18 protein-coding genes are annotated in these 22,529 nt (G+C 59.1%); 7 read left to right on the top strand and 11 right to left on the bottom strand.

Annotated elements, in window-relative coordinates:
- Positions 1-75: 75 nt before the first annotated feature.
- The 11 genes from ttcA to ccoN all read right to left on the bottom strand — a co-directional run bounded on the left by ttcA (position 76) and on the right by ccoN (position 10,196).
- Positions 76-984, bottom strand: coding sequence for a tRNA 2-thiocytidine(32) synthetase TtcA (ttcA, locus tag ACB034_RS03005; protein ID WP_042026184.1), 909 nt, complete (start codon positions 982-984; stop codon positions 76-78).
- 67 nt (positions 985-1,051) lie between these two features.
- Entirely contained in the window at positions 1,052-1,999 is a 948-nt protein-coding gene (uspE, locus tag ACB034_RS03010) for a universal stress protein UspE (protein ID WP_026458104.1), read from the bottom strand.
- 138 nt (positions 2,000-2,137) lie between these two features.
- A complete protein-coding gene (locus ACB034_RS03015; protein ID WP_026458105.1) occupies positions 2,138-2,893 on the bottom strand; it encodes an FNR family transcription factor in 756 nt (251 codons plus the stop codon).
- Between the two features lie 68 nt (positions 2,894-2,961).
- Entirely contained in the window at positions 2,962-3,648 is a 687-nt protein-coding gene (locus ACB034_RS03020; RefSeq protein WP_342016467.1) for a sulfite exporter TauE/SafE family protein, read from the bottom strand.
- Positions 3,632-3,820, bottom strand: coding sequence for a cbb3-type cytochrome oxidase assembly protein CcoS (ccoS, locus tag ACB034_RS03025; protein ID WP_026457736.1), 189 nt, complete (start codon positions 3,818-3,820; stop codon positions 3,632-3,634). Before ccoS ends, ACB034_RS03020 begins: the two co-directional genes overlap by 17 nt.
- A gap of 129 nt (positions 3,821-3,949) precedes the next feature.
- Positions 3,950-6,334: a heavy metal translocating P-type ATPase gene (locus ACB034_RS03030; protein WP_371172038.1), complete on the bottom strand. Its 2,385-nt coding sequence runs from the start codon at positions 6,332-6,334 to the stop codon at positions 3,950-3,952.
- 3 nt (positions 6,335-6,337) lie between these two features.
- Positions 6,338-6,826, bottom strand: a complete 489-nt coding sequence (locus tag ACB034_RS03035; RefSeq protein WP_042069350.1) for a FixH family protein — start codon at positions 6,824-6,826, stop codon at positions 6,338-6,340.
- Positions 6,827-6,966: 140 nt separating this feature from the next.
- A complete protein-coding gene (gene ccoP / locus ACB034_RS03040; RefSeq protein ID WP_042026190.1) occupies positions 6,967-7,950 on the bottom strand; it encodes a cytochrome-c oxidase, cbb3-type subunit III in 984 nt (327 codons plus the stop codon).
- On the bottom strand, positions 7,950-8,129 hold the full coding sequence (locus ACB034_RS03045) for a CcoQ/FixQ family Cbb3-type cytochrome c oxidase assembly chaperone (RefSeq protein ID WP_026456585.1): 180 nt from the start codon (positions 8,127-8,129) through the stop codon (positions 7,950-7,952). Before ACB034_RS03045 ends, ccoP begins: the two co-directional genes overlap by 1 nt.
- Before the next feature lie 11 nt (positions 8,130-8,140).
- A complete protein-coding gene (gene ccoO, locus ACB034_RS03050; RefSeq protein ID WP_042026191.1) occupies positions 8,141-8,755 on the bottom strand; it encodes a cytochrome-c oxidase, cbb3-type subunit II in 615 nt (204 codons plus the stop codon).
- A gap of 16 nt (positions 8,756-8,771) precedes the next feature.
- Positions 8,772-10,196 (bottom strand): cytochrome-c oxidase, cbb3-type subunit I, encoded by a 1,425-nt coding sequence (gene ccoN / locus ACB034_RS03055; protein ID WP_026456586.1) that lies wholly within the window; start codon positions 10,194-10,196, stop codon positions 8,772-8,774.
- 283 nt (positions 10,197-10,479) lie between these two features.
- Between ccoN and ACB034_RS03060 the strand changes: the two genes are divergently transcribed.
- The 7 genes from ACB034_RS03060 (at position 10,480) to ACB034_RS03090 (ending at position 22,468) form a co-directional block, all read left to right on the top strand.
- Positions 10,480-10,941 carry a hypothetical protein gene (locus ACB034_RS03060; protein WP_371172039.1) on the top strand — a complete coding sequence of 154 codons (462 nt, stop codon included), beginning with the start codon at positions 10,480-10,482 and terminating at the stop codon, positions 10,939-10,941.
- Between the two features lie 93 nt (positions 10,942-11,034).
- The gene (locus ACB034_RS03065; protein WP_042026193.1) at positions 11,035-11,493 is read left to right on the top strand and encodes a GAF domain-containing protein; all 459 of its coding nucleotides are present in this window, start codon (positions 11,035-11,037) and stop codon (positions 11,491-11,493) included.
- Positions 11,494-11,596: 103 nt separating this feature from the next.
- On the top strand, positions 11,597-12,235 hold the full coding sequence (proQ, locus tag ACB034_RS03070; protein ID WP_371172040.1) for an RNA chaperone ProQ: 639 nt from the start codon (positions 11,597-11,599) through the stop codon (positions 12,233-12,235).
- Positions 12,236-12,243: 8 nt separating this feature from the next.
- Entirely contained in the window at positions 12,244-14,259 is a 2,016-nt protein-coding gene (gene prc / locus ACB034_RS03075) for a carboxy terminal-processing peptidase (protein WP_371172041.1), read from the top strand.
- A 130-nt stretch (positions 14,260-14,389) separates the two neighbouring features.
- Positions 14,390-17,014 (top strand): aminopeptidase N, encoded by a 2,625-nt coding sequence (gene pepN, locus ACB034_RS03080; RefSeq protein ID WP_371172042.1) that lies wholly within the window; start codon positions 14,390-14,392, stop codon positions 17,012-17,014.
- A 115-nt stretch (positions 17,015-17,129) separates the two neighbouring features.
- Positions 17,130-17,351 carry a DUF2835 family protein gene (locus ACB034_RS03085; RefSeq protein WP_371172043.1) on the top strand — a complete coding sequence of 74 codons (222 nt, stop codon included), beginning with the start codon at positions 17,130-17,132 and terminating at the stop codon, positions 17,349-17,351.
- Between the two features lie 278 nt (positions 17,352-17,629).
- Positions 17,630-22,468 carry an NAD-glutamate dehydrogenase gene (locus ACB034_RS03090; RefSeq protein WP_371172044.1) on the top strand — a complete coding sequence of 1,613 codons (4,839 nt, stop codon included), beginning with the start codon at positions 17,630-17,632 and terminating at the stop codon, positions 22,466-22,468.
- Positions 22,469-22,529: the final 61 nt, after the last annotated feature.

The raw sequence follows: 22,529 nt of genomic DNA on the forward strand, positions 1-22,529 counted from the left end.
ACGGATAGAAAAAAGGAGCGACGGGTCGCTCCTTTTTCATTGCTGTTGATTATTGCTGTTTTGGCAGCAGAGGGTTTAGCGCACCTCAATCACATCCAGCATGTCCATCTCGTCGATGTCGAGGTGAGGCACCTTCGGCATCTCGGGGGGATCAAACGCCTTGTCGCCGCCATCTATGATGCCGGAGTCGCGGTTGATGCTCTTGAAGTCAAACAGCTTGTGATCGAGCAGGTGGCTCGGGATCACGTCCTGAATGGCGGTGAACATGGTCTCGATGCGACCCGGGAAGCGGCGATCCCAATCCTGCATCATCTGCTTGATGGCCTGGCGCTGCAGGTTCTCCTGGGAGCCGCACAGGTTGCAGGGGATGATGGGGAAGGCCTTGACGTCCGCATAGCGGATCAGGTCTTTTTCCTTGCAATAGGCCAGCGGGCGGATCACCACGTTCTTGCCATCGTCGCTCACCAGCTTGGGCGGCATGGACTTGAGCTTGCCGCCGTAGAACATGTTGAGGAACAGGGTCTCGAGGATGTCGTCACGGTGATGGCCCAGGGCAATCTTGGTGCAGCCCAGCTCCTGGGCGGTGCGGTAGAGAATGCCGCGGCGCAGGCGCGAGCAGAGCGAGCAGGTGGTCTTGCCCTCGGGTACCTTCTCCTTGACGATGGAGTAGGTGTCCTCTTCGACGATCTTGTACTCGATGCCGAGGGTGTCGAGGTATTCCGGCAGGACGTGCTCGGGGAAACCGGGCTGCTTCTGATCCAGGTTGACGGCGACCAGATCGAAATGAATGGGGGCGCTGGCTTTCAGGTTCATCAGTATGTCGAGCATACCAAAGCTGTCCTTGCCGCCGGACAGACACACCATCACCTTGTCACCCTCTTCAATCATGTTGAAGTCGGCAATGGCCTGACCCACGTTGCGCCGCAGGCGCTTTTGCAGTTTGTTGAAACTGTATTTTTCTTTGGCGTTCAGCTCTTCTAGCATGCTCGTAAAACCCGGGACACAAATAAGCGCGTTATTATAGCCATGTCCCGGGGGAGGGCAAGGTGCCTTATGCCTGATTGCGGCGGCTGTCCACCGGGCAGCTGTAATCGGCCGGTTTAAGGATCAGGATGTCGCACGGCAGCCTGTCCACCACATGCTCGGCGGTGTTGCCAAGCAGGGCGGCCGAGAGGCCGGTACGGCCGACGCACCCCATGATCATCAGGTTGGCATTGAGCTCTTCTGCCATGTCCGGCAACACCTCTTCGGGCAGGCCTTCCGCGACCCGGGTCCAGAGGTGGCCGATCCCGAATTTGTCGGCGTGGCTCAGCAGCAGGTTTTCGTGATGCTTGCGGATCGCCTCGTTGTAGGCTTTAGGATCAAACTCCGGCAGTTCGATGGCCACGTTGACCGGCGTGCCTGGGTAAGTATTGACCAGATAGAGGTTGGCCCCCAGCAGTTCGGCGATGTCTGTGCCCTCCTGGGTGATCCGCTCGTTGAGTACCTTCTGATCGGGGTCGTCGCTCGAGCAGTTGATGGCGGCGATGATGTTGCCGCCACGCTGCCAGTGCCCTTCTTTCACCAGCAGAACCGGGCAGGGGCATTTGCGCAGCAGGTGCCAGTCGGTGGGAGTAAAGATGAAGGTTTGCAGGAAACTGTGATGGTGGGTGGCCTTGACCACCAGATCGTGGCGCTGCTCCAGCACCTCCTGAATGACGCACTCGAAGGGGCGGTTGTGCCAGACGACTTTCACTTCGCAGGTGATCCCTTTTTCCCGGTAGGGAGTCAGGATCTCGTCCAGCCACTCTTGGCGCTGGGAAATGACACCGTGGCGCATCTCTTCCCGCTCCTCCGCCGACAACATGGCGGTCATCTCGTACGAGAAGTCATAGATGGTGAGCAGCAGGGTCAGATGGGCATTGTTGTCCAGCTCGGCGATCTTGACCGCCCGTTCGAGAGCGATTTGCCGCTCTTCTTCGGGGTTGATAACCACCAGAATGTTCTGATATTTGACCATCTTCTCCTCCTTGGAAAATACCAATGTCAGCAGGACTTTAGCATTTACAGCTTAGCGCAGGAGGCAGGTGGCGGTCGTGTGCCGGATCAAATTCCAGAGGAAAGGATCCGGCAGAGGAGAGGGGAAATGGCGGGGAGATCAGCCGCAGGTAGGACGGGTGGCGCCAGCCATCTGGCCGAGTGCTGCGTGATCGAGCACGGTAATGTACTTGCCCTTGACGCTGATAAGACCGGACTTCTGGAAGCGACCAAGCAGACGGCTGATGGTCTCGACGGTGAGGCCCAGATAGTTGCCGATGTCGCCCCGGGTCATGGAGAGACGGAACTCCTTGGCGGAAAAACCGCGCTCGGAGAAGCGTACCGACAGGTTGTGCAGGAAGGCTGCCAGTCGCTCCTCGGCATTTTTCTTGGAGAGCAACAGGATCATCTCCTGATCGCCCATGATTTCGTTGCTCATCAGTCGCATGATCTGCTGGCGCAGCTTGGGCATCTTGCCGGAGAGATCGTCAAGCACTTCGAACGGGATCTCGCACACCATGGCGGTTTCCAGCGCCTGGGCGAAGGAGGGGTGAGCCTGTTTGTGGATGGCATCGAAGCCGACCAGATCACCAGCCAGATGGAAGGCGGTGATCTGCTCATCCCCTTGCTCTGTGATGGTGTAGGACTTGATGGTCCCGGAACGGATGGCGTAGAGAGACTTGAACTCGTCGCCGGCCTTGAACAGCTCTTCACCCTTCTGGATCGGCTTCTTGCGCTCGATGATGCTGTCGAGCTGATCCAGCTCGTTGTCGTTCAGGGTAAAGGGAATGCAGAGCTGACTGATACTGCAGTCCTGGCAATGAATTGCACAGCCACCGCTCTGGATACGTCTGCCAGGTTTCTTTTCCGGGATCATAGGCTCATACGAATAATTGATTTATATCAAACAAGTTTACCATCAACTCATCCGTTTTGGATAGGGTTTCAAAAGGATGCAATGCCAACCCACAGGGTGTGAACCCCATAAAAAATGAGCAACAGGGCGCCTCCGAGGCGCAAACTGCGCAAGGTCAGCCAGTAGCGCAACCGATCCGCGAGCCCCCCCAGAGCAAACAGAGTGGGCAGGGTGCCCAGCCCAAACGCAAGCATGATGAGAGCGCCGCCGCTGGTCGAGCCCGCCGCCGCACTCCAGGTCAGCATGGAGTAGACCAGCCCGCAGGGCAGCCAGCCCCAGACCATGCCAAAGGGCAGCGCCTGCAGGGGGGAGGTAAAGGGCAGAAACTTGCCCGCCAGCGGTTTGATGTGGGGCCAGAGTCTGGCGCCCATGCGTTCGAGCAGCAATATCCCTTGCCACCAGCCTGCCAGATAGAGGCCAAGGGCGATCATCAAGAGGGCCGCGATGAGCCGCAGTCCGGCGATGGCGTGTTTGCCAGCCCCAAGCTCGCTGGTGGTGGCAAGCAAGCCCCCCACCAGGGCCCCTGCGATCACATAGCTGAGGATCCGGCCCAGGTTGTAGTTGAGCAGATAAGCGAGGCGTCCCCAGAAGTGCTGTTTGTCAGCCGGGATCGCCATGGCAAGGGCCGCCGAGACACCGCCGCACATGCCGATACAGTGTGCCGAGCCCGCCAGTCCCACCAGCAGGGCCCCAAGAAGATCAAGATTGTGCGTCATCTGGGCTGTGCTTGGTTGGTTTCTGGGCAGGTTGGTCTTCATCAAACAGGATGTTGGAGCCCTGTCTGTCGAGGTCCTCAAACTGCTCGGAGCGAATGGCCCAGAAGAAGACGACTCCGGCGATGATCACAAACAGGATGGCGATGGGGATCAGGACAAAAATGATATTCATGGTCTCTACCTTGGCGAATGCCTCCTTGGCGACTGAGCCCCATGGTAACCCTGTTCGGGTCGCCGGCCAGTCGCCACGGATCAAAAGTGTGGCCTGCGTCGGTGACAGGCCATCGAGTCAATGGTCACGTCAGCGATTGAGCCGCATGGAGTTGGTGACCACGATGAGGGAGCTCAAGGACATACCGGCCGCCGCCAGATAGGGGGGCAACCAGCCGCTGGCAGCCAGCGGCAACACCAGCAGGTTGTAGCCGATGGACCAGGCGAAATTCTCGATGATGATCTTGCGGGTACGCAGGGCCAGCGCCCTGGCGTCCAGCAGACGATTCAGATCATCAGCCAGCAGGATGGCATCGGCGCTGTTCTTGGCCAGATCCGTGCCGCCCGCCATGGCGAACGAGGCATGGGCCCCGGCCAGCACGGGAGCATCGTTGATGCCGTCACCCACCATGATACTGATCTCCCCGTCAGCCTCCCGCCCCCTGAGGTAGGCGAGCTTGCCATCGGGGGTGACCCCCTTGATCAGCTCGTCCACGCCAAGCTCACGGGCTATCTCGTCGGCCTGGGCCGAACTGTCGCCGGTGAGGATGGTGGTCTGCAAACCGGCCGCCTTGAAGGCGGCGATGAGAGCCTTGGCGTCGGGGCGCAGGGTATCTTCCAGCTCGAAGCGGGCCAGGACCTGGCGCTCGTCGGCCAGATAGATGGCGAGGCCGCGGGGGCTGACGAGGTCATCGCCCAGTCCCAGCCAGCCAGCGCTGCCGATGCGATAGCGCATGCCATCGACAATCCCGGTGACACCGTGGCCGATGACGGGGGTGATGTCGCTCGCATGAGGCAGCAGGGCGATGCCATCTGCCGGCAGGCGGAAGGCGCGGGCGATGGGATGTTCGGACTGTGCCTCCAGGGCGCGGGCGATGGCAAGACAGGTGTCGCTGTCGAGATCCCCCAGCACCTGGGTGTGGCAGAGGCGAATTTCCCCCGTAGTCAGGGTGCCCGTCTTGTCCATCACCACCCGGTTGGCCTTGGTCAGCACATCCAGCACGTGACCGCGACGCAGCAGTATGCCGGAGCGGGTGAGGTGAGCCGTGGCCGAGGTGAGTGCGGTTGGCGTTGCCAGCGACAGGGCACAGGGGCAGGTGGCGACCAGCACCGCCAGGGTGATCCAGAATGCCTGCTCCGGCTGGTGAAAATGCCAGAAGGTCCACACCAGGGCCGCGATGATGAGCAGCACCAGAATGAAGTGGCGCGACAGCACATCGGCCATCTGGGCGATGGCGGGCTTGTCGTCGAGGGCGTGATCCTGCAGGCGCATGATCTGGGCGATCCGCGACTCCTCGATACGATGGCTGACCCGGATCTCGAGGGGGGCGTCAGTATTGATGGTACCGGCATAGACCTGATCCCCATGCCCCTTGAGCAGCGGCAGCTGCTCGCCGGTCAGCATGGATTCGTTAAGGCTGGCTTCCCCCCGCACTATGGTGCCGTCGGCCGGCAGGGTGGCGCCCGCCAGCACACGCACTCTGTCTCCAATTTGCAGGGTCTTGGCGGCGACCTCATGTTCACCGTCCTCGTCGATGCGGGTTGCCATGATGGGCACCAGTCGCGCCAGGTTGGAGCTCGACTCGGACGCCTTGCGTCTGGCCCTGAGTTCGAGAAAACGCCCCAGCAGCAGGAAGAAGACGAACATGGTGATGGAGTCGTAGTAGACCTCACCCGTGTTGAAGACGGTGGCCCACATGGAGGCGACAAAGGCGCCGATGAGGGCCAGGGATACCGACACATCCATCGAGAGGTGACCCTGCTTCAGGCTGCGCCAGGCGTTCACGTAAAAAGGCTGGGCCGAATAGATCATGATGGGGGTGGAGAGCAGCAGGCTTATCCACTTGAAGTAGACCATGAACTCCTCCTCCACGCTGATGAAGAAGTCCATGTAAAGGGCCACGGCGCACATCATCACCTGCATGGAGCCGAGCCCGGCAAGTGCCATCCGGAACATGTAGCGGCGCACCTCTTTGGCGTAAAGCGCCTCTTGCTGATGGGTCTGGAAGGGGTAGGCGCGATAGCCAACCTTGGCGAATCCCTTGAGGATGTCGCTTAAAGAGAGCTTGTCCGGATCCCACTTGATGCGGGCCCTGTGGGTGGTGGTGTTGACGTTGATATAACGCAGTCCGGGGAGGGTCATCAGGTGGCGTTCGATAAGCCAGGCACAGGCGGCGCAGGTGAGCCCCTCTACCGTCAGCTGGATCTCCCGCACGTTGCCGCTGTCGGTGACAAACTCCTGCTGCACCTCGGCCAGATCGTAGTGGGTGAGGGCGGCCAGCTCCTCGGGTACCAGATCCCCCTTGGCACCCGGTGCGGTGCGGTGATCGTAATAGCTGGCCAGGCCGCATTCCAGGATGGTTTCCGCCACCGCCTGGCAACCCGGGCAGCACATGGGACGGACAATGCCCTTGATCTCGAGGGCATAGTGACTGTCGGCGGGAACCGGCTCGCCACAGTGAAAACAGCCGGTCATGGTTTAACGTCCTTTGGGATCGAGTTCGACAGGGGCCTTGGTGGGCAGTTGAACCGTTTCTTGCAGTCGCCATTCGTGGTTGAAGGCATCGACCCTGAGGTGCCATTTACCGGTCAGGGGACGTTCAAAGTGGAAGCGATAGGTGCCGCTGCCATCGGCGGTGATCAGGTGCTCGCTGTCCTGACCGGCCAGGGTGGGGTGGAACAGGGAGAGGTACAGCGCCTGTCCTGGCGGGATGTCGCCACTGAGCGGCTTGAGGGTCAGCTCCTGACCGTTGACCTCCAGCGCAAAGCGGATGTTGAGCGCCTCGGCCCGGTCAAACTTGCTCAGATCCTGATTGATCTCTTTCCCTTGTTTGTAATAGTCCTCTGCCACCAGATTTACTCCATCCTTGCTGGCGATGATGGCGGTGGCGATGCTGCCGACAACAGCGGCGGTGGGGAGGGCGATGATAAACCAGGGCCAGAATTGGCGATACCAGGGTCGGGTCATGATTGCTACTACCGTGAAACGAATGATTAACGAGGAAGATGGCTTTTACGCAACACAAGATAACAAAAAGCCTCGAGTAGTCGAGGCTTTTTGCTGTGTAATCACGTGTTTATCACATGTTACTTCGGGGGTGGCCGACCTTATTTGGCAGTCTGTGGGTGAGACAGGCTGTAAACGTAGGAGGCCAGCAGGTGCACCTTGTCTTCGCCCAGAATGTCTTTCCAGGCCGGCATCACACCGTGGCGACCGTGGGTGATGGTCTGGACCACCACTTCGCGGGAGCCACCGTAGAGCCAGGTGCTGTTGGTCAGATCAGGTGCACCGACGGCGATGCCGCCCTTGGCATCCGGACCGTGACAGGCGGCGCAGACCGCAAAGCGGGCTTCACCCTTCTTGGCTTCCACCAGATCAACCTTGCGACCGGACAGGCTCAGCACGTAGGAAGCGACTTCCTGCACGCCATCCTTGCCCAGGATCTCGCCCCAGGCAGCCATGATCCCCTGACGACCGCCCATGATGGTGGTCTTGATCTGATCCGGGGCGCCGCCCCATTGCCATTCACTGTCGGTCAGGTTCGGGAAACCGCGACCACCGCGGGCATCGGAGCCGTGGCACTGGGAGCAGTTCTGCAGGAACAGACGCTGACCCACCTTGCGGGCTTCCGGATCGGCGGCGATCTCCTCGATGGGGCGATAGCTCTTGCCGTCGGCCTGGTAGGCCAGCTCGCGGAACTTGGCGCCGTAGATCTCGTCAGCCTTGGCGATCTCGCGGTCATACTCCACCGCACGACCTTCCGACTTGGCAGACTCGGTCGCGGCGCGGGATTCGGCAAGCGAACGGACATCCTGGTTGGAACTTTGCCAGCCCAACAACCCCTTGAAGTTGCCAAGGCCCGGGAAGGCGACCAGATAGACCAGACCGGTGACGATGAAGAAGAGGAACATGTAGGTCCACCACTTCGGCAGCGGGTTGTTGATCTCTTCGATGCCGTCGAAGGAGTGACCCATCGACTTGCCTTCTTCAACACCCATCTTGTCCTTGCGGCACCACATCAGCAGCAGGAAGCAGCCGAGGATGGTCCCCAGGGTAATGACGGTTACGAAAATACTAAACAGAGTGCTCATTATTGTTTCGCTCCTGCGTTCTTTTTATCAGCACCGGATTGCTCATCATCGGCGAAAACCAGATTGGCAGCCTCGTCGAAAGCGGTCTTGCGGCGTTTGCTGTAAGCCCAGACGAAGATGCCGATCATGATGGCCATCAACAGCAGGGTGTACAGACCGCGAAAAGTGCCGTAGTCCATCTCCACACTCCTTATTTCAGGGCATGACCCAGTGATTGCAGATAGGCCACCAGGGCTTCCAACTCGGTCTTGCCCTTGACGGCATCACCGGCGCCCTGAATATCGGCATCGGTATAGGGCACGCCGAAGTGGTCGCGGAACAGCGCCAGCTTCTTGCCCGTCATCTCGCCGGTCAACACGTTGCGATCAAGCCAGGGGTAGGCGGGCATGTTGGACTCGGGCACCACGTCGCGCGGGTTGATCAGGTGAACCTTGTGCCACTCGTCGGAGTAGCGACCCCCGACCCGTGCCAGATCCGGACCGGTACGCTTGGAGCCCCACAGGAAGGGGTGCTCCCACACGCTTTCACCGGCGACCGAGTAGTGACCGTAACGCTCGGTTTCGGCACGGAACGGACGGATCATCTGGCTGTGGCAGTTGGTGCAGCCTTCGCGAATGAAGATATCGCGCCCTTCCATCTGCAGGGCTGTGTAGGGCTTGAGGCCCTCCACCGGCTCGGTAGTCTGCTTTTGGAAGAAGAGCGGGGTGATTTCGACCAGGCCACCCAGGCTGATGGCAAATATGATGCCGACCACCAGCATGGGAACGCTTTTTTCAAAGATCTCGTGACGGTTATTGTTGCTCATGCTTTGACCTCTTCAATCATGCTGGCTGGGCGACGGGTTCCAGGGAACCCTTGGGCGCGGTGATGGTGCGATAGGCGTTGTAGGCCATCAGCAACATACCGGTGACAAAGAAGCAGCCACCCAGGAAGCGCACGAAGTAGAAGGGATAGGAGGCCTGCAGGGCTTCCACGAAGCTGTAGGTCAGGGTGCCGTCTTCGTTGACTGCACGCCACATCAGACCCTGCATCACACCGGAAATCCACATGGCGACGATGTAGAGTACGGTACCGACGGTCGCCAGCCAGAAGTGCACGTTGATCAAGCGGATGCTGTACATGCGGCCCTGGCCGAACAGGTTCGGGATCAGGTGGTAAACCGCCCCGATGGAGACCATGGCAACCCAGCCCAGGGCACCGGAGTGAACGTGACCTACGGTCCAGTCGGTGTAGTGGGAGAGAGCGTTGACGGTCTTGATCGCCATCATGGGGCCTTCGAAGGTCGACATGCCGTAGAACGACAGGGAGACGATCAGGAAGCGCAGGATGGGGTCATAGCGCAGTTTGTGCCAGGCACCGGAGAGGGTCATGATGCCGTTGATCATGCCGCCCCAGGAGGGCACGAACAGGATCAGGGACATCACCATGCCGAGGGACTGGGCCCAGTCAGGCAGGGCGGTATAGTGCAGGTGGTGCGGACCGGCCCAGATGTAGAGGGAGATCAGCGCCCAGAAGTGCACGATGGAGAGACGGTAGGAGTAAACCGGGCGGCCGGCCTGCTTGGGCACGAAGTAGTACATCATGCCAAGGAAACCTGCGGTCAGCAGGAAGCCTACCGCGTTGTGACCGTACCACCACTGCACCATGGCATCCATGGCACCGGAATACATGGAGTAGGACTTCATGCCGGACAACGGCACTTCCATGTTATTGACGATGTGCAGCACGGCGACCGTGATGATGAAGGCGCCGAAGAACCAGTTCGCCACATAGATGTGGGAGGTGGTGCGCTTCATCAGGGTGCCGAAGAAGACGATGGCGTAGGCGACCCAGACCACGGTGATCGCCAGATCGATCGGCCACTCCAGCTCGGCATACTCTTTGGCGGTCGTGAATCCCAACGGCAGCGAGATTGCCGCAGAGAGGATGATTGCCTGCCAGCCCCAGAACACGAAGCTGGCGAGCGGGCCGCCAAACAGCCGGGTCTGGCAGGTACGCTGCACCACGTAGAAGGAGGTCGCCATCAGGGCGCTCACCCCGAAGGCGAAGATCACCGCGTTGGTGTGCAGGGGCCGCAGACGACTGTAAGTCAGCCAGGGGGTTTCGAAGTTGAGGGCAGGCCAGATCAGCTGGGCTGCGATCAGTACGCCAACCGACATGCCGACAATTCCCCAGACAATCGTCATGACGGTAAACTGGCGAACAACGGTGTAGTTGTACTCAGGATGGTTAGTTGTATGGCTCATCGTTATATTCCGCTTCCGATGCTGCTGTTGTTTGGTTTTTTGTCCGGCGAACCGGACCTGTTTCATCGAGTCACCGCCCACCAGTTGTTAACATCTGTTAACGAAAGGAAAAGCAAAAGATGACCATATGAAAACTGCATGGGAATGATACTGAAGTGACCGGTAAAATAACAGTATAAACAGTGATATATTTGGCTCCGTCCGGCCTCGTTTTAACCGCGATTTACCTTGTGCGAGATCACAAAAATACTATTTTTTCCGCATCTTATTGGGACCGCTTTTCATGAAAGAAAAACTCACTAGCCGTAAAGTCATGCACCTCGGACTGGTGCTGGCCCTATTATTGGGGCTCATTGCATACCGTACCTGGTTTTCAACCGAAAACAGCGCCGCACCCGCGCCGATAAAAGATCAGATTTGTGATCTTTCCCACAGCAGTTGCACTGTCTTTGTCGGCGAAAAACCCCTGACGGTGGCGGTGGCCGAGCTGCCGGTACGCGCCGAACGGGATTTTGCCCTGCGCATGACGGGGGGTGAGCCGGCCATTACCCCGGTGAAGGCATGGCTGGAAGGGCGGGACATGTTTATGGGAACCATTCCGGTCAAGTTTGAACAAATAAGCGGCGGTTGGCAGGGAACGACCCTGGTGGGCAGTTGTACTTCTCCCACTATGGTCTGGCTGCTCAATATCGAATGGAACAATGGCGAGCGCCAGCAATTGGCGTTGTCGGTTGCCCGGGAATAAGTCGTTGGCCGCAAAGGAGTGGAAAAAATATTTGAAATTTCCATGCCAGGCGTTACCTTCCCTTGGCCTACAGGGAGTGAAATCTATTTAATCATGACTGAGAAAAATCAATTTTATCGAACCCTCAATCAACAGGCGCGAGCCCTGCTGGAGGGAGAAACCGACCTGATTGCCAACCTGGCCAACCTCTCCGCCCTGCTCAATCAGGAGCTGGCAGATATCAACTGGGTCGGTTTTTATCTGTTGCAAGGGGACACCCTGGTATTGGGGCCCTTCCAGGGCAAGCCGGCCTGTGTCCGCATTCCCGTCGGCCGTGGTGTCTGTGGCACCGCCGTGTCAGAGGGCAAGACCCAGCTGGTAGATGATGTGCATCAGTTTGATGGGCATATTGCCTGTGACGGTGCCAGCAATGCCGAAATCGTGATCCCGGTGCGCCGCAACGGCGAGATCATCGGGGTGCTCGACATCGACAGTCCGATTTTTAACCGTTTCGATCAGGAAGACCGGATTGGCCTGGAAGAAACGGTGCAAATTTTGGAAAGCATGCTCTAAGTGATTGCTTAGATGGTTCGCAAAAGGCCCCAAGCTCTCTATAATGAGGCCTTTGTTGTGCTCGGGAAGTGCCCGTGCGTTTATATGAAAGCCAAGGTTATACATGGAAAACACTGAGAAGCTGAAGAACAGTAAAGAAATCGTTGCCTACCTGGTCGAGAAATTCCCGGCCTGCTTCGTTGCTGAAGGAGAGGCCAAGCCGCTCAAGATTGGCATCTTCCAGGATTTGGCCGAGCGTCTTGCTGACGATGCCAGAGTCTCCAAGACCATGCTGCGCTCTGCTCTGCGTCAATATACTTCCAGCTGGCGCTACCTGCATGGCCTCAAGGCTGGCCAGGCTCGTGTCGATCTGGACGGTAACCCGGGCGAACTGCTGACCGAAGAGCACATCGAACACGCCAAGCAGGCGCTGAAAGAGAGTAAAGAGCGCGTCTTTGCCAGCCGTCGTACCAACAACAAAGAGAAGGATGACAAGGCCAAGAAACCCCGTCGTCCGGCTCCTCGCAAAACCGAGAAGGCGGATGTCGCCGCCAAGCCAAAGGCTCGGGAGAAAGCGCCTGTTGCCGATGCTCCGCTGGTCAAGGTGGATGCCGCTACCCTGAAAGTGGGTCAGGACGTCCGCGTGGTCATGGGCAAGTCTCCGGTTCCCGCAACCATCAAGGAAGTGACCAAGGACGACGTTCAAGTCCAGCTGCAGACCGGCATGACCCTGCGGGTCAAATCAGAGCACCTGGTTCTCTAAGGAGAGACATGTTGAAGCATGGCGTAATTCGTTTTTCCCTCGTTGCCTGTAGCCTGGCGCTTGCCGGGCTCGCACAGGCCATCGAGCCGGTGCTCAAGGAGAGTGATTTGCCTGTGTTGGCTCAAGAGAGCCAACATGCTACGGCCAGCAAGCGAATTGCCAATCTGTTTACCCGCTCGCATTACAAACAGTTCAAGCTGGATGATGCCTTTTCCTCCGTGATCTTCGACAAGTATCTGGAGAATCTGGATTACAGCCGCAACCTGTTTTTGGCCTCTGACATCAGCCGTTTTGAAAAGTACCGTAACGGGTTTGACACCGACCTTGAAAGAGGCCGTCTGGCGCCCGCCTACGAGATGTTCAACCTGAGTCAGCAGCGGCGTTATGAGCGGTTCGAATACGCCCTCAAACTGCTCGATACTCCTTTCGATTTTACCCAGCCCGACAACTATGTGTTCGATCGGGAAGGGGCGGCTTGGCCGAGGGATGAAGCCGAACTCAACGAGTTGTGGCGCCAGCGGGTCAAGTACGATGCACTGAGCCTCAAACTCAGCGGCAAGGAGTGGCCCGAGATCAAGGAGCTGCTTGGCAAGCGTTACAACAACGCCATCAAGCGGATGTCCCAGACCGAGAGCGAGGATGTGTTCCAGCTCTTCATGAACTCCTTTGCACGCGCCATCGAACCACACACCAGTTATCTCTCACCGCGCAGCGCCGATCGTTTCAACACCGAGATGAACCTCTCGCTGGAGGGGATTGGTGCCGTACTGCAGGCGGAGGATGACTTCACCGTCATTCGTTCCCTGGTGCCAGGTGGTCCTGCTGCCAAGTCCAACAACCTCAAGCCCGATGACAAAATAACCGGGGTAGGGCAGGAGGATGGCAAGATCGTTGATGTGATCGGTTGGCGTCTTGACGACGTGGTCGAGCTCATCAAGGGGCCCAAGGGCAGCAAGGTGAAGCTGGAGATCCAGCGCGGCAAGGGCGCCAGCGCCAAGACCGAGCAGATTGAGCTGGTGCGGGACAAGGTGCGCCTCGAAGATCGTGCCGCCAAGTCCAAGGTGATCAGCGCCGAAGGCAAGAAGATCGGGGTCATCGAGATCCCCAGCTTCTACGTCAATCTTCATGAAGATGTGATCAAGGAGCTCTCCAGCCTCAACAAGCAGAAGATTGATGGCCTCATCATCGATCTGCGCGGCAATGGTGGCGGTGCCCTGACCGAAGCTTCGGCCCTGAGCGGTCTCTTCTTTGCCAGCGGTCCCGTGGTGCAAATTCGTGATCACATGGGCCGCATCACGGTCAATGGCGATGACGATGGCCAGGTCTACTACGGCGGCCCCATGTCGGTGATGATCGATCGCTACAGCGCCTCGGCCTCCGAGATCTTTGCCGCCGCCATGCAAGACTACGGCCGCGCCCTGATCCTCGGGGAAAACTCGTTCGGCAAGGGGACGGTGCAGCAGCATCGCAGCCTGGCCAAGGTCTACGACTTCTACGAGCAGCCGCTGGGTCACGTGCAGTACACCATCGCCAAGTTCTACCGGATCAACGGCGGCAGCACCCAGAACAAGGGGGTTGCACCGGACATCAGCTTCCCGACGCCGGTTGCGCCGGAAGAGACTGGCGAGAGCCGCGAGTTCAACGCGCTGCCGTGGGACAAGATCGCCTCGGCCAACTACCAGACGCTGGGTAATTTCACCAGCCAGCTGCCCAAGTTGCAGGCGGCCCACGATGCGCGGATTGCCAAGGATCCCGAGTTTGCCTACGTAATGCAGGACATCGCCGAGTACCAGGGGGAGAAAGACAAAAAATCAGTCTCCCTCAACGAGGCAGAACGTCTGGCAGAGCAGGCCAAACAGGACGAGAAGGCGCTCAAGCGCGCCAACGAACGTCTGGCCCGCCTTGGCAAGCCAGCGGTGAAGAGCCTGGATGACTTGCCTGCCGATTTTGAGGCGCCCGACGAGTATCTCGTCGAGGCGGCCAACATCACAGCGGATCTGGCCAAGGCCGGCAAACGTAGTTGAGTTGGCCAATCTGAATCTACAAGGGCGACGCGAGTCGCCCTTTCTTTTATCGGACCGCAAATCGTTTGACCCCGCCTGCCGGTTGTGCCAGCCTCTTTCTCGCCTTTAACAAGCGTGGAAGCAGACAATAATGACAAATCACTCCCAGGCCATGACGGCCAAATATCGTCAGGACTACCAGGCCCCTCTCTACTGGATTGATACCATCGATCTGGATTTCCAGCTGCAGGAACCCCTCACCCAGGTCACCGCCATCACCCGCATTCGACGCAACGGCGATCACAACGAACCTTTGGTGCTCGATGGCGAACAGCTGATGCTCAAGAGCATCGCCATCGACGGTGTGCCGTGCGAGCATTATGAGCTGGGGGAGAGCAGCCTGACCCTGTTCAACCTGCCCATCGAGTGCGTGCTGACCATAGTCACGCTGCTGGATCCCGCCGCCAACAGCGCGCTGGAAGGGCTCTACAAGTCCGGTGATGCCTACTGCACCCAGTGCGAAGCCGAAGGGTTTCGTCGCATCACCTATTATCTCGACCGGCCCGATATCCTGGCTCGCTACAGCACCCGTATTACCGCCGACAAGGCCAAGTATCCCTTCCTGCTCTCCAACGGCAACAAGGTCGACAGCGGCAATCTGGACGGTGGTCGTCACTTCGTGCAGTGGCAGGATCCCTTCCCCAAACCCAGCTATCTGTTTGCTCTGGTCGCCGGGGATTTTGACGTGGAGCGGGGCAGTTACGTGACCCGAAGTGGCCGCAAGGTGGCCCTCGAGATCTTCGTCGACAAGGGCAATCTGGATCGGGCTGGTTTCGCCATGGAGAGCCTCATCAACTCCATGCGTTGGGACGAGCAGCGTTTCGGTCTGGAATACGACCTCGATATCTACATGATCGTCGCGGTGGACTTCTTCAACATGGGCGCCATGGAGAACAAGGGGCTCAACATCTTCAACTCCAAGTTCGTGCTGGCCAACCCGGCTACCGCCACCGACAGCGACTACCACGGTATCGAACGGGTGATCGGTCACGAATATTTCCACAACTGGACCGGCAACCGGGTCACCTGTCGCGACTGGTTCCAGTTAAGCCTGAAAGAGGGGCTGACGGTGTTTCGGGACCAGGAGTTTTCCTCCGATCTCGGCTCGCGCGGAGTAAACCGCATCAACAATGTGCGCACTGTGCGCGGCCCGCAGTTTGCCGAAGACGCCGGTCCCATGGCCCATCCCATCCGCCCGGATGTGGTGATCGAGATGAACAACTTCTACACCCTGACCGTCTATGAGAAGGGCTCTGAAGTGATCCGCATGATGCACACCCTGCTTGGTGAGGAACATTTCCAGGCCGGCATGCGCCTCTATTTCGAGCGTTTTGATGGTCAGGCTGTTACCTGCGATGACTTCGTACAGGCGATGGAAGATGCCTCCGGGGTGGATCTTGGCCGCTTCCGTCGCTGGTACAGCCAGTCCGGTACCCCCGAACTGACGGTAACCGACGAATACGATGCTGTCAGTGGCGTCTATCGCCTGCACGTGCGCCAGCACACGCCGCCGACCCAGGATCAGCCACAGAAACTGGCGCTACACATTCCCCTCGATATAGAGCTTTATGATGAGCAGGGGGCCGTCATCCCGCTGCAATACCAGGGTAAGGCGATAGGCAACGTACTCGATGTGCTGGAGTCTGAGCAGACCTTCACCTTTGAGCGAGTGCCAACCAAACCGGTTCCCTCCCTGCTGCGGGACTTCTCAGCCCCGGTCAAGTTGCACTATGACTACAGCGACGAGGCGCTGGCTTTCCTGATGCGCTTTGCCCGCAACGAATTTGCCCGCTGGGATGCCGCCCAAATGCTGATCAACAAGGCGGTGATGGACGGGGTTACCCGGGTACAACAAGGGCAGGATGTGGCGGTATCGGCCACCTTGCTGGATGCCTTTGTCGCTATTTTGGACGACAGCGACCTGGATCCGGCCCTCAAGGCCGAGATCCTGGCGCTGCCGGGGGAGGCGACCCTGGCCGAACTGTTCGAGGTGGCTGATGTCGATGCCATCCATCGGGTGCGCAACGAGATCCAGCAGCGGCTGGCGCAGGCCTTCGGGGCGCGGCTGGCCGCCCAGTACGACAGTCTGAAGCTGCCGACCTATCGGGTAGTGCATGCCGACATGGCCAAGCGCGCCCTCAAGGGCGTGGTACTCGGTTATCTGGCGGCCCTCGACGCAGACAGCGCCGATCTACTGGTGCGCCAACAATATGCGGCCGCCGACAACATGACCGACACCCTGGCGGCGCTGCAGGTGGCCAACAGCCATCTGTTGCCGTGCCGCGCCGAGCTCCTGGCCGATTTCGAGGGCAAGTGGGCGCACGATGGTCTGGTGCTGGACAACTGGCTGCGCCTGGTGGGTGCCAAGCCGGCCGCCGATGTGCTGGCCGATGTGAAGCTGGCGATGGCACACCCCACCTTCAGCATTCGCAACCCGAACCGGCTGCGGGCGCTGATCGGCAGCTTTGCCATGAACAACCAGGTGCAGTTCCATGCCCGCGATGGCAGCGGCTACCGCTTCCTGACCGATCTGCTGATCGAGCTCAACGAGGTCAATCCCCAGGTGGCGTCACGCCTCATCACTCCCCTTATCCAGTTCAAACGGCTCGATGAAGAGCGCAAGGGGCTGATCCGCGCCGAGCTGACCCGACTGGCCAGCCTCGAAGGATTGGCGCGGGATCTGTTCGAGAAGGTGAGCAAGGCGCTGCTGCAGTAAGGAAACAGGGCAGGGGATGGGTCTCTTCTGCCCACTCTTGCCTGCGTTATGCTCGTGAAGATAAAGACAAGGCGAGCGGTTCGGTTGAACCCTCGCCCTTTTTGAAGGAGCCGACGTGAAGCAGTTTACCTTTCGATTATCTCTGAGCCACGACAAGATCATGCTGATGTACCAGGGCCACGTCAGGCGCCTGGTGGTGGGAACCGAGCAAGGGCTCACCATAGAGATAGGGTTGGAAAAAATCCGCCCCTTTGTCGCCCACAGCGGGGTGTACGGCTATTTTCGCCTGAAAACCCAGGACGATTATCGCTTCATCAGCCTGGAACGCATAAATTAACATTTTCAGAACAGATTACCGACTAGTTATCTCGCTTTTATCACTAACTATCCGGTAATTTTCCGCAAAGGCAGTGAGAATTTCTGTTTTTTTTATCATTGGCAAAATTTCTCACAGTTTAAGTCGTGATCTGCCCCCTGTTTTTAACAACTTATTAGCACTATCGCTCGCCTTCCCTTATTCAAGCCATTACACTTCGCAACAACTCTGTACCAGCGGGCAATCAGGGTGATTGCCTCTGCGTCGGTGGTTAATGTCGTCCGATAAGGAATATAAAAATGGCATTGAAAGACGCCCCTACCTCAGTTCTGCTCGAAAACGTTCTCAGCCTGATCAACCAAAAATTGCCCAAAAACAGTGCCTCCCTGGTCGAGCGCTTCGTTGCCAAGTTTTACGGCAACATGGCCAGCAGCGACCTGCATGATCGCAACGACAGCGATCTCTACGGGGCGGCGCTGAGCCTGTGGAATGCGCTCAACCAGCGCGTCGGTACCGCGCCCTGCATCCGGGTCTACAACCCGGAGCTGACCCGCCACGGTTGGCAATCTCCCCATACCATCGTCGAGATCATCTTGCAGGATGCCCCTTTCCTGGTGGACTCCATCCGCATGGCCCTCAAGCGCCTCAATATCACCGCCCACATGATGCTGCACCAGCCGCTGCACCTTATCCGTGACGGCGAGGGCAAGATCAGCGCCATTCTGGATCTCGACAACACGGATGGGCAGACATCGGTTGAAACAGCCTTCCTCATCGAGATCGACCATCTGACCAGCGAGGCGCAAATGGAGGCCCTGGCCGCCGAGCTTGACTCGGTTGCCGGTGAAGTGGCGCTGGCGGTAGGGGACTGGCAGCCCATGCTGGCCAAACTCAACGAGATCATCGATGAGTTGCCCAAGCGCAAGCTCCCGGTCAGCAAGGCAGAGGTGGACTCTTGCGTCGCCTTCCTGAAATGGGTTGCCGCCCACAACTTCACCCTGATGGGCTATCGCCGCTATGACGTTAAGGCGGTGGAGGGGGATCACGAAATCCTGCCGCAAGCCAGCTCGAGCCTCGGGCTGATGAAGAACTCCATCAAGGAAGAGGGGCAGCGCCTGGGCACCATGCCGGCCAGCGCCCGTCACGAGGCATTGAGTTCCGATCTGCTGATCCTCACCAAGTCCAACAGCAAATCCCGGGTTCATCGTCCGGCCTATGTGGACTACATCGGCATCAAGCGCTTCGATGAGCATGGCAAGGTGATCGGTGAAGACCGCTTCATCGGCCTCTACGCCTCTTCCATCTACAACACCAGTGCGACCCAGATCCCCCTCATCAGCCATCGTCTCGAGCGGATCATGGCCGCCTCCGGGTTCGAGAAGGGCTCCCATGCCTACAAGGCGCTACTGAACGTGCTGGAAACCTATCCGCGTGACGAGTTGATCCAGGCCCGTGAAGAGGAGCTGCTGGCCACCGGTCTCGGCGTGCTGGAGATGCAGGAGCGTGACATGCTGCGCCTGTTCGTGCGTCGCGACGTCTACGGCCGTTTCTTCTCCTGCATGGTCTATGTCACCAAGGAGCGTTACAACACGGCACTGCGAGTCAAGACTCAGCAGATCCTGCAGAAATATTTCGGCAGCAACGAAGAGGTGGAGTTCAACGTCTACTTCACCGAAGGGGTGCTGGCGCGGACCCACTACATAGTGCGGGTCAACAACAACAACGTGGATGTGGATGTGAACGAAGTACAGAACAACCTGATTGAAGCTGCCCGCAGCTGGGATGACAGACTCGACTCCGTGCTGCTCTCCCACTATGGCGAAGCCCGTGGCAACGAACTGCGTCGCCGTTTCTGCGCCGCCTTCCCCCGTGCCTACAAGGAAGACGTGCTGCCGGGTTCTGCCGTCGCCGACATCATGGCGCTGGACAACCTGAGCGAGGCCGAGCCGCTGGGCATGCTGTTCTACCGCGCCCAGGAAGAGCAGAACGATCGCCGGGTGCGCCTCAAGCTGTTCCATCGTACCGAGCCCATCCACCTCTCCGATGTCTTGCCCATGCTGGAAAACATGGGGTTGCGGGTTATCGGCGAGACCCCGTATCAGGTTCGCACTCCGGCCGACGAGGTGTTCTGGATCCTCGACTTCTCCATGCTGCTGCACGGTGAGCAGCCGTTCGATCTGGAGCAGAGCCAGCAGCGCTTCCAGGAAGCGTTTGCCGCCATCTGGAACAAAAGCCTGGAAGATGACGGCTTCAACCGTCTGGTGCTGGGCGCAGGCCTCACCGGCCGCCAGGTCTCTGTGCTGCGTGCCTATGCCAAGTACATGCGCCAGACCGGGGTCTCTTTCAGCCAGTCCTATATCGAGGAAACGCTGACCCGCTACCCCGACATCGCCCAGTTGCTGTTCACCCTGTTCGAGCAGCGCCTCAATCCTGCCATCACCCAGGATGCCAAGGTGCAGGCGAAGATCCACGAGCAGCTCGCCGCCAAGCTGGATCAGGTCGCCAACCTGGATGACGATCGCATCATTCGCCGCTTCATGGAGATGATCGACGCCACCCTGCGCACCAACTATTACCAGAAGGACAAGGCGGGCAACATCAAGCCCTACATTTCCTTCAAGCTGGCCCCCTCCAGCATTACCGACATGCCGCTGCCGCTGCCGAAGTTCGAGATCTTCGTCTACTCGCCACGGGTGGAAGGAGTTCACTTGCGCTGGGGCAAGGTGGCCCGTGGTGGCCTGCGCTGGTCCGATCGCAAGGAAGACTTCCGCACCGAGGTGCTGGGGCTGGTGAAGGCCCAGCAGGTGAAGAACACCGTCATCGTGCCGGTCGGCGCCAAGGGCGGTTTCTACTGCAAGCAGATGCCGGCTGGTGCCCCTCGCGCCGTTATCCAGGAAGAGGGCAAGGCCTGCTATCGCCTGTTTATTCGCGGTCTGCTGGATGTCACCGACAACATCATCGGTGGTGAGGTGATCCCGCCAAAAGACGTGGTTCGCCACGACGAGGATGACTACTACCTGGTAGTCGCCGCCGACAAGGGCACCGCCACCTTCTCCGACATTGCCAACGAAATAAGCCTGGAGTACGGTCACTGGCTGGGCGATGCGTTTGCCTCCGGCGGTTCGGTCGGCTATGACCACAAGAAGATGGGCATCACCGCCCGCGGTGCCTGGGAGTCGGTCAAGCGGCATTTTCGCGAAATCGGCGTCAACTGCCAGACCACCGACTTCACCTGCGTCGGGATCGGCGACATGGCGGGGGACGTGTTCGGCAACGGCATGCTGCTCTCCGAACACACCCAGCTGGTGGGCGCCTTCAACCACATGCACATCTTCATCGACCCGACGCCGGATGCGGCCAGTAGCTTCGTCGAGCGCAAGCGCTTGTTCGAGTTGCCTGGTTCGAGCTGGGATGACTACAACCGCGAACTTATCTCGGCAGGGGGAGGCATCTTCCTGCGCTCGGCCAAGTCCATCAAGCTGAGCCCCGAGATCCAGACTCTGCTCGGTACCGACAAGGCCAGCATGGCCCCGAACGAGCTGATCAAGGCGCTGCTCTGCCTGAATGTGGACTTGCTCTGGAATGGCGGCATCGGCACCTATGTGAAGAGCGCCCGCGAGAGCGATGCCGAAGTGGGTGATCGCAGCAACGACGTGCTGCGGGTCAATGGTCGCTCCTTACGTGCCCGCATTGTGGGCGAGGGCGGCAACCTCGGCTTTACCCAGCTTGGCCGGGTGGAGTACGCCAGCCAGGGCGGACGCATCAACACCGACTTCACCGACAACGTGGGCGGCGTGGATTGCTCTGACAACGAGGTCAACATCAAGATCCTGCTGAACCAGCTTGTTGCGGCAGGGGATATGACTCTCAAGCAGCGCAACCAGATGCTCTATGAGATGACCGACGACGTGGCGCAAATCGTTATCACCAACGCCTATCGCCAGTCCCAGTCCATCTCGGTCACCAGTTTCCGCGGTGCCGAGCAGCTCAAAGAGCAGCAGCGCTTCATCCAGGGGCTGGAGCGTGAAGGCAAGCTGGATCGTGCGTTGGAATTCCTGCCCTCCGATGAGGAGCTCTCCGAGCGGATGGCGGCCGGGCAGGGACTGACCCGACCCGAGCTGGCGGTGCTGGTGGCCTACGGCAAGATGGTGCTCAAAGAGCAGCTCAATTGCCCCGAGGTGACCGACGAGCCCTTCCTCGCCAACATGTTGCTGACCAGCTTCCCGGCCCAACTGCAGCAGCAGTTTGGCGCGGCCCTTGCCCAGCACCCGCTGCGCGGCGAGATCATCGCGACCCGGGTGGCCAACATGCTGGTCAACGACATGGGCCTCAACTTCGCCAGCCGGATGAAGGACGAGACCGGCGCCTCCCTGGCCGAGGTGGCTTGCTGCTTTGCCATGGCTCGCGAGGTATTCGGCCTCAACGCCCTGTGGCGCGATATCGAAGCCTGTGACAACCAGGTGGGAGCCGAGACCCAGCTCGAGCTGATGTTCTACAGCCGTCGCATCGTGCGCCGTGCCACCCGCTGGTTCCTGCGCGCCCGTAATCGCAGCTGGAGCATCAGCGAGAATATCGCCTTCTTCCGTCCGGCCTTCGAGACCCTGGCCGAGCACCTCTACGAGGTGATGGACGAGAGCGAAGTGACCGAGCACCGTCAGGTAGTGGCCAAGTGGATGGAACGCCAGGTGCCCGAGCACATTGCCCGTCAGGTCGCCCACATGAGCAGTCTCTTCTCCAGTCTGGATCTGGCGCAGATTGCTGCGGAGCACAAGACCGACATCCTGCGCGTCGCCAATGTCTACTACCGTCTCGGAGCCAAGCTGGATCTGCACTGGTTCCTCGATCAGATCAACCATCAGCCGGTGGGCAACCACTGGCAGGCGATGGCTCGGGCCTCCTTCCGCGAAGATCTGGACTGGCAGCAACGCAGCCTCACTTCCGTGGTACTGGAAGGGTGCAAAGATCAGGGAGAATGCGCTACCATACTGGACGACTGGATTTCGGAGCATGAGCAACTCTTGTCCCGTTGGACCCATATGTTGGCCGACTTCAAGACCACGAGCACCCACGAGTTCGCCAAGTTCTCGGTGGCCTTGCGCGAGTTGAACCTGCTCCAGTTGAATTGCCGAGCACTGTAATTGCCAGATAAGGCATAACACCGGCATAACACCCAAAGCCCCGGCCAGTTGCCGGGGCTTT

Source organism: Aeromonas sp. S18(2024) (genome assembly GCF_041402525.1).
In the GTDB taxonomy this organism is placed as follows: Bacteria; Pseudomonadota; Gammaproteobacteria; order Enterobacterales; family Aeromonadaceae; genus Aeromonas; species Aeromonas enteropelogenes.

Coding starts and splice junctions, on each gene's coding strand:
- ACB034_RS03045 (WP_026456585.1), bottom strand. CDS start 8,129: ATGGACTACGGCACTTTTCGCGGTCTGTACACCCTGCTGTTGATGGCC.
- ACB034_RS03090 (WP_371172044.1), top strand. CDS start 17,630: ATGGCATTGAAAGACGCCCCTACCTCAGTTCTGCTCGAAAACGTTCTC.
- ACB034_RS03035 (WP_042069350.1), bottom strand. CDS start 6,826: ATGACCCGACCCTGGTATCGCCAATTCTGGCCCTGGTTTATCATCGCC.
- ccoP (WP_042026190.1), bottom strand. CDS start 7,950: ATGAGCACTCTGTTTAGTATTTTCGTAACCGTCATTACCCTGGGGACC.
- ccoO (WP_042026191.1), bottom strand. CDS start 8,755: ATGAGCAACAATAACCGTCACGAGATCTTTGAAAAAAGCGTTCCCATG.
- ACB034_RS03030 (WP_371172038.1), bottom strand. CDS start 6,334: ATGACCGGCTGTTTTCACTGTGGCGAGCCGGTTCCCGCCGACAGTCAC.
- ccoS (WP_026457736.1), bottom strand. CDS start 3,820: ATGAATATCATTTTTGTCCTGATCCCCATCGCCATCCTGTTTGTGATC.
- ACB034_RS03060 (WP_371172039.1), top strand. CDS start 10,480: ATGAAAGAAAAACTCACTAGCCGTAAAGTCATGCACCTCGGACTGGTG.
- pepN (WP_371172042.1), top strand. CDS start 14,390: ATGACAAATCACTCCCAGGCCATGACGGCCAAATATCGTCAGGACTAC.
- ACB034_RS03020 (WP_342016467.1), bottom strand. CDS start 3,648: ATGACGCACAATCTTGATCTTCTTGGGGCCCTGCTGGTGGGACTGGCG.
- ttcA (WP_042026184.1), bottom strand. CDS start 984: ATGCTAGAAGAGCTGAACGCCAAAGAAAAATACAGTTTCAACAAACTG.
- prc (WP_371172041.1), top strand. CDS start 12,244: ATGTTGAAGCATGGCGTAATTCGTTTTTCCCTCGTTGCCTGTAGCCTG.
- uspE (WP_026458104.1), bottom strand. CDS start 1,999: ATGGTCAAATATCAGAACATTCTGGTGGTTATCAACCCCGAAGAAGAG.
- ACB034_RS03065 (WP_042026193.1), top strand. CDS start 11,035: ATGACTGAGAAAAATCAATTTTATCGAACCCTCAATCAACAGGCGCGA.
- ccoN (WP_026456586.1), bottom strand. CDS start 10,196: ATGAGCCATACAACTAACCATCCTGAGTACAACTACACCGTTGTTCGC.
- ACB034_RS03015 (WP_026458105.1), bottom strand. CDS start 2,893: ATGATCCCGGAAAAGAAACCTGGCAGACGTATCCAGAGCGGTGGCTGT.
- proQ (WP_371172040.1), top strand. CDS start 11,597: ATGGAAAACACTGAGAAGCTGAAGAACAGTAAAGAAATCGTTGCCTAC.